Consider the following 12840-nt stretch of genomic DNA (forward strand, 5'->3'; position numbering starts at 1 on the left):
ACTCTTCTGAATGAGATAGAAACTATGCTTGTTAACCGCCGTTTTATTGCCTGGGCCTCGCTGCTGATCGGCACGCTTATCACCCATCAGGCTCTGGCCGCCATCGCCATGGACCGCACCCGCGTTATTTATAACGGCAGTGAACGCTCGATCAGCCTCAGCATCAGCAACGAAAATAAAAGTTTGCCTTATCTGGCGCAGAGCTGGCTGGAAGATGCGCAGGGCAAAAAAGTGAACTCGCCGCTGCTGGTGCTGCCGCCGGTACAGCGTGTGGAACCGGGGCAGAAAGGCGCCATCAAAATCCAGGCGCTGCCGGTGACAAAAACGCTGTTGCCGCAGGATCGTGAAAGCCTGTTCTACTTCAACCTGCGTGAGATTCCACCGCGCAGCGAAAAACAGAACGTGCTGCAGATTGCGCTGCAAACCCGCATCAAGCTGTTCTATCGTCCGGCATCCATCAGCGTCACCAGCGAGTCGGCTACGCCGTGGCAAACCCAGCTGATGCTGAGCCAGCAAGGCGATGGCTATACGGTGACGAATCCCACACCTTATTACGTCACGCTGGTCGGCGCCGCCCGCAGTAAAGACGCCTTGAAGAGTGACAACGATTTTAAGCCGCTGATGCTGGAACCGAAAGGCAGCGCCACGCTGGGCGTTAGCGCTGCCGCGTTAGGTACGCATCCGGTACTGGTCTACATCAACGACTACGGCGGCCGTCCAACGTTGACCTTCAACTGCGCCGCTGGAAAATGCAGCGTGGGTAAAAGTGAGTAGCGTGATGAAAGGGTGGATGGCTCTGCTCGCAGTTGCCTTGTTAGGTTCAAAGGCAGCAACTGGCGCCGACGCATTGCCTTCAATGCCGGTTAACGTCTCGGGAACGATCATTGCTCATCCCTGTAAAATTAATGACAACCAAGCCAGAGTTATTGAGTTTGGCGATATTGTCATTCAGTCCATTGATGGCGTGCACTATGAACGTGATGTGCCTACAGACATCTCCTGCGAAAAATTCACAGGTGACCTCACTTTAACCATAAAAGGCATGGCAGCGGGATTTGATGAAAATGCCGCTGCCAGCAACAAAAGCGAGTTGGCCATTCGGTTTACTCGCGGTGGTGCGGTGGTACCACTCAACCAGCCAAATGCCATCAATAAAAACGTACCCATTGAGCTTAAAGCGGTGCCGGTCAAAGATCCTGCAAGTATGCCCACGGCCGGGGAATTTAAGGTCAACGTCACCCTGGTGCTAGGTATTCAATAAGGAAACATCATGCAGATACGGCACTTGTCTTTCATTCTCGCCCTTAGCCTGTTGGTTGCAAAGTCGGTTTGGTCTAATACCGAGCTGACGCTGCGCGGCACCTTAATTAATCTCGAATGCAAAATCGGTGACGCCGAAAAGCGAGATATCAACTTCGGTGACGAAGTGGTCGCAGAAGCGTTAGATGGAACGCGCTACGCGCAAAGTATGTATTTGCAAATTGATTGCGGCACGCAGTATACCGGCCGCTTAAAGTTCACCGTTAAGGGTACGGAATCAGGCTTTGAAAATACTGCGGTTAAAACCAATATTGAAAACCTGGGCATCCGCTTTATGTATGAAGAGAGCCCTGGCTCGGGCGTCAAGCCGATGGAGCTGAATAAACCCTATTATTATAAGCCTTCGGACTCCATTACCCTGGCGGTCGCACCGGTAAAAGCACCGAAAGCCAGATTAATAGGCGGTAAATTCGAAGCAACGGCCACCTTAACGTTGGAACCGGAGTAATGATGAACCGGCATATTTTGCTATGGGTATTAATCCTCCTCGCCTTACCTCTTCGCATCCAGGCAGCAGTCCCGATGAATATGAAAGGTACGCTGCTGGCACTGAGCTGCAAAATTAATAACGAAAAGCCGGTAGATGTTAGCTTTGGTGATGCCGTGGGCGTTAATTTGGTGGATGGCGTGAATTATCGGCAGAAATTAGAACTGGAAATTATTTGCACCGATCCACCGGGTAAACTTCTGCATTTGAAATTTTTAGGAAAGCCAACAGATTTTGACCCAAGCGCCATTATGACTAACATCGACGATCTGGGTATCCGGCTATTAAAGAATGATAAACCCGTCCTTATTAATGAAACGCTGCCGCTGGATAACGATCGGTTACTTGAGTTTGCAGCCGTACCGGTTAAAGACGTGGGCAGTCAGCTTAACGGCGGTGATTTCCATAGTAAGGTGACGTTGCAGATTGTTCTGGAGTAATGATGAAAACCGCAACCGCTATTATTTTGTGTTTGATGCTGCTGACAGCAGTAAGGTTTGCAGTCGCCGATACTGATGTCAATTTTAGTGGCACCCTTGTAGAGACGCCTTGTGTGCTGGATCCGAAAGACAAGGAAATTGAGATTGATGTGGGTTCAGTTATCGTTAAATACCTTTACAGCTATCAACGTTCACCAGGCACCCCCTTTGCCGTGCATTTACTCAATTGCGATCTTTCGCTAGGTAAAGAAGTAACCATTTGGTTTGAAGGCAGTAAAGATCCATTGCAACCAGATTATCTGGCAGTGCAGTACGATAACGGCAACGGAGCGCAAGGTGTGGCTATTGGCATAGAAACAGCTGAAAATATCTTCATGCCAATTTTTGAAAAGCTCGATTTTATCGCCTTAAAACCTGGCGACAATATCATTAATTTAAAAGCATTCGTATCTGCCGAACGGGAAGCGATAGCGCAAAGGAAGATTTTTCCCGGATCATTATTCACGTTAGCGACATTTCATCTGGATTATCAATAATGAAATTTAAAACTGGCAGTAAATTTATGAAATTTTATTTTCATTCTTTTATTATTATATTAACTTTAATTACACCACATTTTTCGTTCGCAACAATATTAATGCATGTCACCTCAGTCTCTAAAACCTCCTCACGAGTAAACCTTAAAGGCTATATTGACTCTTGGGATGAAGATGATAATACACCTAATCCTTGCTACCAGTCTGTCGAAGACTGTTTTTATTCTTACCAAGCTAAACCCCAAGAAGGTGGTCAAATGGCTTCCCAAAATATGGAATTTCCAGCTCGTAGCTATAAAACCATTGGAGAGGCAGGTAAAGCTTTTAAAAAAAAATATTCATTACCTAAATACGTAGAAGTTTATTATATTGCAGGTGATAAGGATAATTATCTTAAGAGTTGCATAACCATGGGCTACTACGCTAATTATGGTCGCACAGGTGATCCCTTACCCAACGTGGCATGTAAAACCAGCCCTCCAGAAGACTTAATCTGTACTTTTACTGGCAACACTAATTTGGAACATGGAATACTCTCGACTAATGAGATTGATAATAACGAAGCAGAGTCAAACTTATGGTTAACCTGTAATAAAAACACCAAACTAAATTTATATGCCTTTGGCGAAGCTGGTAATAAATATATCACGTTGAAAACTAATGGTTCGCTAAAGTCACAGCTTCTTATTTCGGACCAGGAAGCTGATAAGGGAATATTAGCAGATGTCAAGGCGAATACACCTTACGCGGTCAACATAAAATCCAGGCTAATAAAAAGTGGTGAAGTAGAGGAAGGTCCATTCCATGGTTCCGGAGTAATCACGGTATCTATGGAGTAAGGTATAAAATAAATATAAAAATTAACAACTATCCCTGATATCTCGCCATCAATGACGAGATATCTTTCTTTTATTCATCATTTTATGGTTCCAATTTAAGCAGGTAAAACCCATACCTGATAAAAATATCTTCGCGCTAAATGTTATGACCGGCAGAGATATGGGCAGCTTTGAATATATTATTATCTAGCATAGGATTAATATGTTCCATGCGGGACTGTCAGCACCTTCTATACTCTTCCACACTGGCCTATCCGGCAATATCACTATATGAAGTCATTTAACTTCCAGGCAGATAAATACCTGCTGATGCATAAGAATACCAGTTCTTTATTTATTCGTAGGCCAGCGTTAACTGACTCATCGCAGAACTGGACTGCACCGCATCAATAGAACCCTTCAACGTCGCGGTAAAATCCAGCGTATTATTTTTACTCAACACCAGCTGCGGTTCCGGCGTATTACGCATTTTAATCACTTTACCGTTGCTGTGCTGCAGCATTACCGCAGCATCGTCAGAGAGCGCCAGTAAACTCTCTTCGGTCTCAGGGCCGGTAAAGGTCGCCGTGATGTTTTCCAGGGTTTCATGCGCGCACTGGTTAACCTTGAGGGAAAACTTGATGGCCTTAGCATTGGAAAGCTCAATCGCCTGGTCGCTGTTCTGGTGAACGATTTTGCAGGGTTCGTCGCCCTCAACAATCTGGCCACGAATAGTGACGCGTCCGCTATCAATCGCTGCCATTAATGAAGAAGAAAAAGTAAATAACGCCATCATTGCCACCGATTTAATCACATTAATTTTCATTTTAAATTCCTTGCCAAATAATCAATCAATTTCCAGGCACGCTAATTTAATGGTTTCAACCATGCGTGATGATATGCGCTAACAATAGCGGACATCATGAATAAGTAATGCCAGGACACGTCTTAAAGAGGGAGCGCATTCTGCTGTTTTTAACGCGGCAATTTTATGTTCTAGCGCAATAAAACTCACTATTAACCCGCAACGCAAGAAATGTCTTAAATATTGGTAGGTTAGATCAATATAGCCATTATTACCGCCCAAAAAATCTCATCGCTTACTTTTCGTTTTAATATTAATACGGTGGCAACAAGTTCGTATGGGAAAATAAAAACAAGTAATGCATGCCTATATTAATATAGCTGCCCATGCTATTTTTCACACCGCTCAATTTCATCAGCAACCGATGGTGAAATAAATCAGCACCAGGAGAAACCAGAGCGGTTATTGATCGCTATACGAATACGGCTTACTGCACTACACTGTAAATTGTGATGAAGATCACAAACCATACCCTTCCCAGGCTTGTTAAGGCCTTCCGTCGAAACGTCGCATCAGCGCTTTAGACGATATTGTGGTTTTTTCAATGTAAAGAATGTGAAAGCGTGTATGTGCATCCATGTCATTTTCTGACTGAAAATGCGGCGAGAAATGGATAGAAAAGCATCAATGCATCAACCTAATTCATTGTTTAGCAAACAGATTAGCGTACCTAAAAACGTTGCACGCTAAACTTAAGCCCTCATTCAATGAAACCTCTCAATCCTAAAGATTGCAGAGTTTACATAACTTTGAAGGCACTATTTGCTAAAGTACTGGTCGTATTCAATACAGTTGTACCGCATCAGGATTCCAGGGAAATGCTTCTTGCGCGATACATTCACTTTTTCACTGAAGGCGCCATGAAGAAAACTGGTAAGTTCCGCTCAAAACTGCTCCATCCCCGCTACTGGTTGACCTGGTTTGGGCTGGGTGTGTTATGGCTGCTGGTGCAGCTTCCTTATCCTGCTTTGATACGGCTTGGCGCTTCTGCCGGCAAGCTGTCACGACACTTCCTTAAGCGCCGTGAGCGCATTACCCGCCGCAACATCGAACTCTGCTTCCCGAACATTAATGAGGAAGATAAAGAGTTGATGATTGCCGGTAACTTCGCATCGCTGGGCATGGCGCTGGCTGAAACCGGCATCGCCTGGTTCTGGTCCGATGCGCGCGTGCGTCGCCTGTTCCAGGTGAACGGCATCGCCAACCTGCAGAATGCGCAGAGCCACCAGCGCGGTGTGATGGTGATCGGCGTGCATTTTATGTCACTCGAGCTGGGCGGCCGTATTACCGGACTGTGCCAGCCGATGATGGCGATGTATCGCCCGCACAACAATCAGGCGATGGAGTGGGCGCAAACCAAAGGTCGTATGCGTTCTAATAAGGCGATGATTGATCGTCGCGATTTGCGCGGCATGGTACATGCGCTGAAACAGGGCGAAGCGGTATGGTTCGCGCCGGATCAAGATTACGGCCCAAAGGGCAGCGTGTTTGCGCCGCTGTTTGCCGTGAAGCAAGCCGCCACCACCAACGGTACCTTTGTACTGTCGCGTCTGGCTAAGCCGGCCATGCTGACCATCGTGCTGATTCGTAATGCGGATAAAAGCGGTTATCAGCTGATCATTCAGCCAGAGCTGGAGAATTATCCGTACGAAGATGAAGCAGCAGCAGCGGCTTATATGAACAGAGTGATTGAGAAAGAAATCCTGCGCGCTCCCGATCAATATCTGTGGCTGCATCGCCGCTTTAAAACTCGTCCACCGGGCGAAGCCTCACTGTATATCTAATCTGCTCTCGGCTGGTATTCTGCCCCTCATTAATGAATGATAGTCCGCACGGAATAATCACCTGCGGACTATCTTGATGGAACAGAATATTACAGCTGGCTGGTTGCGGCCTTTAATTGCCGACCGACTCACACCTTATCTCGAAATTGATGCACCGCGCCTGCAGCGTAATCTGCAGCTGATGCAGCAAAAAGCCGATGCCGCGGGCGTCGCGCTACGTCCCCATATTAAAACCCATAAAAGCGTCTGGATTGCCGGGCAACAACGTGCGCTTGGCGCGCGCGGCATTACCGTATCGAAGCCGAGTGAAGGCATAGCCTTTATTTTGGCAGGTGAACGCGATCTGCTGCTGGCTTATCCCATTGTGCACGCCTACACGCTGGCGGAACTGCTGGCGGTGGCGGCAGAGCATCAGGCGCGCATTACCTGCATCGTGGATGGCGAGATGGGCGTTACGGCGATCGCGGCGGCACATCAGCGCCAACCCGATTGCTCACTGGCGGTGGCGATCAAGGTGGATGTGGGATTGCATCGCATCGGCGTTGATCCCCACAGCGAGATGGCTACCACGCTGGCTCAGCGCCTTAAAAACGCAGGCCTGCCCTTTGCCGGGTTGGTATCCCATGCCGGTCACGCTTATGGTGCGGGCAATCCTACGGCCATTGCAGAAGTCGCATTGCAGGAAATCGCCCTGATGCGCGATGTGCAGCAACGCCTGGCCGAAGCCGGCTTTACGCCCTGCCCGATTTCAGTGGGTTCCACCCCAACGGCGTTGGCGGCACCCGTGGCGTCAGGCAGCGATGAAATTCGTCCCGGTAATTACGCGCTATTGGATCTCACCGCCTGGCGGCTGGGTTTGTGCTCGCCGGATGCGCTGGCGCTGAGCGTGATCACGCGCGTGGTGGCGGTGAATCCACACTTTGCCATCATCGATGCCGGTTCCAAGATGCTCAGCTCCGACAAAGGACCACACGGCACCAATGCCAGCGGATTTGGCATCGCGGTGGATGAGCAAGGTAACCACTATGAGGTGCTGAAGCTGTCGGAAGAGCATGGCTTCCTGCAATACGGCGATCAGGCTCCGCCTGTTGGTGCGTTGCTGCGTATTTTCCCTAATCACAGCTGCGCCGTGGTTGCACAGTCCGATCGCTTTGTCCTGCGTGCAGCAGACGGAACAGCGCAAGAGCGGGATATTCAGGGGCGCGGCAAGTTTATTTGATTACAGCATTTTCACGGAAACCGCTGTTAACCCACACTTCCACTACCGGGCAATTTTCTGCCCGGTATCACCGTGCTTTAATGGCTGTCTCACATCAGGAGGTTCCATGCTGCCATCACAGACAGTCACACTGACCGTTCCACGCAACTGGTTAGATTTGTATGAAACCATCTGGAAACCCGAGTGCTTTGCCAAATGGGCAAGCGGGCTCAGTAGCAGCACGCTGACGCAGGAAGGAAACAGCTGGAAGGCCAAAGGTCCCGAAGGCACGGTAAAGATTCGTTTTACGCCGCATAACCCGTTTGGCGTGATGGATCACTGGATTGATACCGGCAGCGGCAAAGAGATTTATATGCCGATGCGGGTGATTGCTAATGAGCAAGGCGCCGAGGTTGTGATGGTGGTTTACCGCCAGCCGCTGATGTCCGACGAGAAGTTTGCGCAGGATGTTGCCTGGGTAAAACGCGATCTCGAACAACTGCTGCATCTGTTAACTCATTAGAATCAATGCATTATGCAAACTCCTTCTCTGTAACTTGCGCTGGAATTAATTAATAAAAAGTGGTTTCTTTTTTGCACAGTAGCGTTTAACTGTTTTGGCGAAATCTTCACTCATCAATGTGTTAATCAACAATGCTGCTTAAGCTTCCTCACCGGGAAAATTCCTGGTGGGGCTTTGCGATAAAATGCTGAGTGCCTCTGATTTATCGAAGTTTTTTGTCCATTCAGTTGATGTGGCTTCATTAATCGATGCTGAAAGGCGTAAAAGACTAATAAATGGCACATCACTCGCCTTATATATTCTGATGCATATTATGAAACCATTTATTTCTGCAGTCCATTTATAGGAGTTTTCTGATGGTGTTAATTTAATTAAAACACGGTATAACTCTTCCACACACAGCAATACCCATAATAACAACAGCAGGGAAATAACATGGATCGCTCAACCTATCCTTTGTTATCAGAAAAAGAATTTGTTGAGATTGCCAGGAGGATGCTGGCCGGGGAATATATAAACTCAAAGGGATTTTATAATGATCTTATGGATCTCCTCCGCACCGGAGGTGATACCATTAAGACAAAAAAAACATTATGCGCCAGGGGCATCTTTTTAAAATCAGAACATCACTTAATTGAGTGCATCTATACATGGCTGAATCTGAAAGGTATTTCAGGATTGCGCCAGGAATCGCTGCATTAATGTGATCTGTGCCCGAGCCTGTGGCTCGGGTAACCCCTTCATTGCACTGGTACATGTACCATAAAGAGCAGGGTATGGCGATAAGAGAAAGAAATCTGACCAACGCTAAGTGGTCAGTGTTGTCATCGATTAAAATTGTCGGCATTGGTGTTTTGCAGCTTTCACTTTTGGCACAAATACTTCAGGCAAATGAGTTGAATTTACTCGCCATCGCGATTGTAATGCTATTGGTTATTGATACGTTGGCGGATCGAGGTTTTGGCAATGCCATTATCAGAAATAAAAGCCTGAATAATAGCGATCTCTCGATTTTATATTGGGGCAATGTATTATGCGGAATGGCCATTTTTGCCGCACTGTTTATTGGTAGCGATATTTCCAGTCGTATTATGAATCAACCCGAAATGGCGATTATGCTCGAGATGATTTCGGTGATATTCATTATTATTCCGCAAGGACAGCATTATCGCGCCATATTGCAACGGGAAAATCAATTTTCACGCATTGCCTTCACGGAAACCGCTTCTGTGTTAGCAGGGCTGGGTATCACACTGTTTACCGTGTGGCTAACACCTTCGGTGTTGTGCGCAATCTGGGGCTACCTCGCCATGGTATCCATCAGAATGCTGATCTACTGCTATTACGGTCGTTCCTGGTTCCAGCCAGAATACCGTTTTAGCCTGAAAAGTTTCGCCAATGTGCGAGCAAGAAACGGATAATAAAAACAAGTCTGTATGGTGGGCTCTGGGCATCTGAGAAGATGCGTTCGCGTGCTGGTTACCAGCACGCTTTTTTCTTTTTACGCTTCCAGCAATACGTCCTCTAACGGAACGATGGCTTCGCCTGCGTTGTCGCTGTGCTGCAAGTGTAACCAACTCGTCAGCATGCGTAATTCATCAATCACCATGAAGAGATCGACCATATCGTTCTTACTTTTGATTTGCAGTCGTGACAGCGCAATGAGCTTATGTGCATTGACCGTTTTATGGCTGAGCCCTAAGCACGTGCCAATGTGCTCTGTACTGTAACCCCAGGCAATCATCAGCAGCACGCGCAATTGTCGATCCGGCAGCAGAACGTCAACACCTTCCACTAAATGAACCGGGCTCTGCCTGTTCATGCACGCCTTCAGGCTTCGGATAAGCTTTTGCCGCGATGATTTTAAATCCAGCACGCTGAGCGTAGGCAGATAACGACTGAGTCCATGCATCAGCGGTAATAGACGCTGGGTTAGCACCAGTATTTGCATGTCGGGGAACTGCTGCTGCAGGCCATAAAATAACTTTAACGTACCGGCCAGCGGCATGTTTTCATGAAAGATGCACACCAGCAGCCGCGGCCTGAGCGTCTCGCACTGGGCGATTATCGTGCTGAGCGACCACACTTGATGAATCTTGCTGGCAACCGGTAACGAGGTCAAAAGACTCTCCAGCCCTAATGCTGCCAGTTTGTCAGAAGAGAAAAGGAGAATGTCTTCGTTACGCTTTTTCATGCCTGTCCAATAGTTGCTTAATGCTGATAAGTTAAGCCGCATCGTGCGTGCTTCTGCCCGGTGCACATTCAATGCGCACCCTACAACGGGCCGGAGAGAGAAAAGCCTGGTTAGCAGGCAATAATCAGGTACGACACAAACAGAATGGAACTTAAGAAGGCGAGTTTTAGCCCTCTTCGCATCATTTTTACTCATGCCTGATTCGCACAAAATCCCGATTTATCACGCCAGCTAGGCCTGTTAGCATGCATGCCATCAAAATGGCTAATCCGACGACACTTTCTTTAGAAAATCTCAGTGGTTTACACTCTGGGAAATCTTTAGCCTTGCCGCCAATCTGTTGGAGTGCTCTATGTTATTAACCGTTCTCTATATTATTGGTATTACTGCCGAAGCCATGACCGGCGCACTGGCGGCGGGACGTCGTAAAATGGATCTGTTTGGCGTGATCATCATTGCCTCGGTCACCGCCATTGGTGGCGGATCGGTGCGCGATATCCTGCTGGGCCACTATCCACTGGGCTGGGTGAAGCATCCGGAATACATCATGATTGTGGCCGCCGCCGCTGTAGTGACGACCTTTGTTGCCCCGCTAATGACGCACCTGCGCAAAGTCTTTCTGGTACTCGATGCGCTAGGTCTGGTGGTGTTTTCAATTATTGGTGCACAGGTGGCGCTCGATTCAGGCCACGCATCGATTATTGCCGCCATCGCCGCGGTCATCACTGGCGTCTTTGGCGGCGTGCTACGCGATATGTTTTGTAATCGCATTCCACTGGTGTTCCAGAAAGAGCTGTATGCCGGCATCGCGTTCGCCTCTGGCTGGATCTACATTCTGCTATTGAAAACCCCGCTGCCCCACGAGGCGGTAGTGATCATCACGCTACTGTTCGGCTTCTTTGCCCGTTTGCTGGCGCTGCGTTTCCGCCTCGGTTTGCCGATTTTCAACTATCCCCACCCTGAACACTGAGTTCGCAGCAGGAATATCCTGCTGCTGCAAAAAGTGAATCAACTGCTGCAGGTCTGCATCCTGCAGCATCGTCACGATGCGCTGTGCCAAAATCGTGCCGACGCCTGGCAACTGCTGCCAGCTCTCTGCCGTTCGCGACAATAGCTGCGACCATTGGGAATCCGGCAATGCCTGTAGCGCCGTGCGCGGCAGCGGTATTCCCAACGCATTCACCCAGCGCCGCAGCGGCTGTTGGCGCGTAAGGTTAAAGCGATGCCAGATAAGCTGGGCACGAGCGGACGTAATACCGTTGGCCTGCGCGATTTGATCGGGCGTTAACATCAGCCAGGAGAAGAGATGCGTAATTGCACCGTTATCCAGCAAGCGCTGCCAGGTACTGCGCTGCACGCCCGCAATATTCAGCACCGATTTCTGGCTCAGCCAACTGAGCCGTGAAAGAAACTGTGCCCGGCAGGTTGCGCTAATTTGCAGGCAGCTTAAATGATCGAATTCGCCTTTCTGCGGCGATGCCGGATAGTCGCGCTGCGCCACTCGCCAGATCACGCGCTCCAGCCGGGGAATGCCTAAACCTGCCAGCGTAAGGGTTACCTGATCGCCCGCAATAACGTCCAGCTCCCGCCAGCGTCGCAGTGAGCCAAGATTGACCCGGCGTACGGTTTTATCTTCTAACTGCACCGGAATCAGGTTAAGCACAACGGCCACTTTGCCGGTACGCCCGACATTAAAATCTACTGACAGCACCTCGCTGCTGACTTCCGCCGGCTGGTATTTCCACGCCGCTGACCAGCTGCCCTGCCCGGGTTGCCAATCGCGACCTGCGCTGACAGGGGATTGATGGATCACGACGCCGTCGGTGACAAACGGCAGCGATTCACGGAACCAGCGATCGCGCCATACTGCTACTTCCTCTTCATTACTCACCTGACGACTCCAGCTCTGCGCCAGACCAAATCCCCACTGCGCCAGCTGTGTTAGCCGCTCAGGCATCAACGCCGGGCCGTCTGGCCACGCCCAGATAAAAATGCCCAGTTGTGCCAGCAGCGGGCTGTTGTCATGTCGCATCATGGCGCCAGCAACCTGAGCACGGGCATTTTTCCCTCCGTCGCGCGCCTGTTGATGATCGGTCATTTGCAGAAACAGCTCACCTTGCAGCACCACTTCTTCGAGTAAGGTCGCGATGCTCTTGGGAATGGCAGGAATGTGCTCGGCTTTGGCGCGCCACTCTTCTCCACGTAAGCCATCGCCGCGGCTGATTAATGACACCAACTTACCTTGCCGATACACCAGCGTGACGGCAACGCCATCAACTTTAGGCTGCAACCACAGTGCAGATTTGTCCTGCATCCAGTACGCCACCGCGAGCTTGTCGCGCAGTTTGCGCACACCAGTGTGCGCCACAGGATGATGCGTGCTGCCATCGGTGCTGAGCTGCGCATCGTAAGCGGGCTGAGCGGGGATGAAGCAGCGCTGCCACTGCTGTAATCGCTGCTGCAGGCTGTCGTAATCCGCATCAGTTATCTGATTGATGCCTTGCCGATAGTAGGCATCATCCCATTGGCGTAGCTGGGTTTGCAGCTGCGTTATCTCCTGGCTGGCACGCACCGGCGACCAGTTCGGACACAGCGCTTCGGCCCAGCAACCGATACTGAATAAGCAACCTAGTAGACTCAGACATCCTTTCATCTTCGCTCTCCTTTTTCGTTAT

15 protein-coding genes are annotated in these 12840 nt (G+C 49.3%); 12 read left to right on the forward strand and 3 right to left on the reverse strand.

Annotated elements, in window-relative coordinates:
• Nucleotides 1-24 precede the first annotated feature (24 nt).
• Genes AC07WB_RS19180 through AC07WB_RS19205 form a run of 6 tightly spaced genes read left to right on the forward strand, consistent with a single transcriptional unit; the run spans nt 25 to nt 3622 of the window.
• Complete coding sequence (locus AC07WB_RS19180; protein WP_494941020.1) at nt 25-774, forward strand: fimbria/pilus periplasmic chaperone; 750 nt, start codon at nt 25-27, stop codon at nt 772-774.
• A gap of 4 nt (nt 775-778) precedes the next feature.
• Entirely contained in the window at nt 779-1261 is a 483-nt protein-coding gene (locus AC07WB_RS19185) for a fimbrial protein (RefSeq protein ID WP_494941021.1), read from the forward strand.
• A gap of 9 nt (nt 1262-1270) precedes the next feature.
• Nucleotides 1271-1768 carry a fimbrial protein gene (locus AC07WB_RS19190; protein ID WP_494941022.1) on the forward strand — a complete coding sequence of 166 codons (498 nt, stop codon included), beginning with the start codon at nt 1271-1273 and terminating at the stop codon, nt 1766-1768.
• A gap of 2 nt (nt 1769-1770) precedes the next feature.
• Nucleotides 1771-2247, forward strand: a complete 477-nt coding sequence (locus tag AC07WB_RS19195; RefSeq protein WP_494941023.1) for a fimbrial protein — start codon at nt 1771-1773, stop codon at nt 2245-2247.
• Between the two features lie 2 nt (nt 2248-2249).
• Nucleotides 2250-2783, forward strand: coding sequence for a fimbrial protein (locus tag AC07WB_RS19200; protein ID WP_494941024.1), 534 nt, complete (start codon nt 2250-2252; stop codon nt 2781-2783).
• Nucleotides 2783-3622, forward strand: a complete 840-nt coding sequence (locus tag AC07WB_RS19205; protein WP_494941025.1) for an MrpH family fimbial adhesin — start codon at nt 2783-2785, stop codon at nt 3620-3622. The genes AC07WB_RS19200 and AC07WB_RS19205 overlap by 1 nt, the downstream gene beginning before the upstream one ends.
• A 334-nt stretch (nt 3623-3956) precedes the next feature.
• Here the strand turns inward: AC07WB_RS19205 and AC07WB_RS19210 are convergent, their stop codons facing one another.
• Nucleotides 3957-4427 (reverse strand): fimbrial protein, encoded by a 471-nt coding sequence (locus tag AC07WB_RS19210; protein WP_494941026.1) that lies wholly within the window; start codon nt 4425-4427, stop codon nt 3957-3959.
• A gap of 899 nt (nt 4428-5326) precedes the next feature.
• Between AC07WB_RS19210 and lpxP the strand changes: the two genes are divergently transcribed.
• The 5 genes from lpxP to AC07WB_RS19235 all read left to right on the forward strand — a co-directional run bounded on the left by lpxP (nt 5327) and on the right by AC07WB_RS19235 (nt 9392).
• The gene (lpxP, locus tag AC07WB_RS19215; protein WP_097095562.1) at nt 5327-6250 is read left to right on the forward strand and encodes a kdo(2)-lipid IV(A) palmitoleoyltransferase; all 924 of its coding nucleotides are present in this window, start codon (nt 5327-5329) and stop codon (nt 6248-6250) included.
• A gap of 76 nt (nt 6251-6326) precedes the next feature.
• Complete coding sequence (locus AC07WB_RS19220) at nt 6327-7469, forward strand: alanine racemase (RefSeq protein ID WP_494941027.1); 1143 nt, start codon at nt 6327-6329, stop codon at nt 7467-7469.
• A gap of 106 nt (nt 7470-7575) precedes the next feature.
• On the forward strand, nt 7576-7971 hold the full coding sequence (locus AC07WB_RS19225; RefSeq protein ID WP_097095560.1) for a polyketide cyclase: 396 nt from the start codon (nt 7576-7578) through the stop codon (nt 7969-7971).
• Between the two features lie 435 nt (nt 7972-8406).
• The gene (locus AC07WB_RS19230) at nt 8407-8673 is read left to right on the forward strand and encodes a hypothetical protein (RefSeq protein ID WP_494941028.1); all 267 of its coding nucleotides are present in this window, start codon (nt 8407-8409) and stop codon (nt 8671-8673) included.
• Nucleotides 8674-8747: 74 nt separating this feature from the next.
• Nucleotides 8748-9392 (forward strand): oligosaccharide flippase family protein, encoded by a 645-nt coding sequence (locus AC07WB_RS19235; protein WP_097097621.1) that lies wholly within the window; start codon nt 8748-8750, stop codon nt 9390-9392.
• 80 nt (nt 9393-9472) lie between these two features.
• On the opposite strand, the gene AC07WB_RS19240 is transcribed toward AC07WB_RS19235, so the two are convergent.
• Nucleotides 9473-10360 (reverse strand): response regulator transcription factor, encoded by an 888-nt coding sequence (locus AC07WB_RS19240; RefSeq protein WP_494941029.1) that lies wholly within the window; start codon nt 10358-10360, stop codon nt 9473-9475.
• A gap of 157 nt (nt 10361-10517) precedes the next feature.
• Between AC07WB_RS19240 and AC07WB_RS19245 the strand changes: the two genes are divergently transcribed.
• Nucleotides 10518-11135 carry a trimeric intracellular cation channel family protein gene (locus AC07WB_RS19245; RefSeq protein WP_345827691.1) on the forward strand — a complete coding sequence of 206 codons (618 nt, stop codon included), beginning with the start codon at nt 10518-10520 and terminating at the stop codon, nt 11133-11135.
• Here the strand turns inward: AC07WB_RS19245 and ligB are convergent.
• On the reverse strand, nt 11049-12818 hold the full coding sequence (gene ligB, locus AC07WB_RS19250; RefSeq protein WP_494941030.1) for an NAD-dependent DNA ligase LigB: 1770 nt from the start codon (nt 12816-12818) through the stop codon (nt 11049-11051). The two genes, AC07WB_RS19245 and ligB, sit on opposite strands and share 87 nt — an antisense overlap.
• Nucleotides 12819-12840 lie beyond the last annotated feature (22 nt).

It is taken from the genome of Pantoea sp. GW821-FHT03E06 (genome assembly GCF_059420725.1).

Excerpts from the sequence above, each read along its gene's own strand:
- AC07WB_RS19180 (WP_494941020.1), top strand. The coding sequence starts at position 25 with ATGCTTGTTAACCGCCGTTTTATTGCCTGGGCCTCGCTGCTGATCGGC.
- AC07WB_RS19230 (WP_494941028.1), top strand. The coding sequence starts at position 8,407 with ATGGATCGCTCAACCTATCCTTTGTTATCAGAAAAAGAATTTGTTGAG.
- AC07WB_RS19195 (WP_494941023.1), top strand. The coding sequence starts at position 1,771 with ATGAACCGGCATATTTTGCTATGGGTATTAATCCTCCTCGCCTTACCT.
- AC07WB_RS19185 (WP_494941021.1), top strand. The coding sequence starts at position 779 with ATGAAAGGGTGGATGGCTCTGCTCGCAGTTGCCTTGTTAGGTTCAAAG.
- AC07WB_RS19220 (WP_494941027.1), top strand. The coding sequence starts at position 6,327 with ATGGAACAGAATATTACAGCTGGCTGGTTGCGGCCTTTAATTGCCGAC.
- AC07WB_RS19225 (WP_097095560.1), top strand. The coding sequence starts at position 7,576 with ATGCTGCCATCACAGACAGTCACACTGACCGTTCCACGCAACTGGTTA.
- AC07WB_RS19240 (WP_494941029.1), bottom strand. The coding sequence starts at position 10,360 with ATGAGTAAAAATGATGCGAAGAGGGCTAAAACTCGCCTTCTTAAGTTC.
- AC07WB_RS19190 (WP_494941022.1), top strand. The coding sequence starts at position 1,271 with ATGCAGATACGGCACTTGTCTTTCATTCTCGCCCTTAGCCTGTTGGTT.
- AC07WB_RS19210 (WP_494941026.1), bottom strand. The coding sequence starts at position 4,427 with ATGAAAATTAATGTGATTAAATCGGTGGCAATGATGGCGTTATTTACT.
- AC07WB_RS19245 (WP_345827691.1), top strand. The coding sequence starts at position 10,518 with ATGTTATTAACCGTTCTCTATATTATTGGTATTACTGCCGAAGCCATG.
- AC07WB_RS19205 (WP_494941025.1), top strand. The coding sequence starts at position 2,783 with ATGAAATTTAAAACTGGCAGTAAATTTATGAAATTTTATTTTCATTCT.
- AC07WB_RS19200 (WP_494941024.1), top strand. The coding sequence starts at position 2,250 with ATGAAAACCGCAACCGCTATTATTTTGTGTTTGATGCTGCTGACAGCA.
- ligB (WP_494941030.1), bottom strand. The coding sequence starts at position 12,818 with ATGAAAGGATGTCTGAGTCTACTAGGTTGCTTATTCAGTATCGGTTGC.
- lpxP (WP_097095562.1), top strand. The coding sequence starts at position 5,327 with ATGAAGAAAACTGGTAAGTTCCGCTCAAAACTGCTCCATCCCCGCTAC.
- AC07WB_RS19235 (WP_097097621.1), top strand. The coding sequence starts at position 8,748 with ATGGCGATAAGAGAAAGAAATCTGACCAACGCTAAGTGGTCAGTGTTG.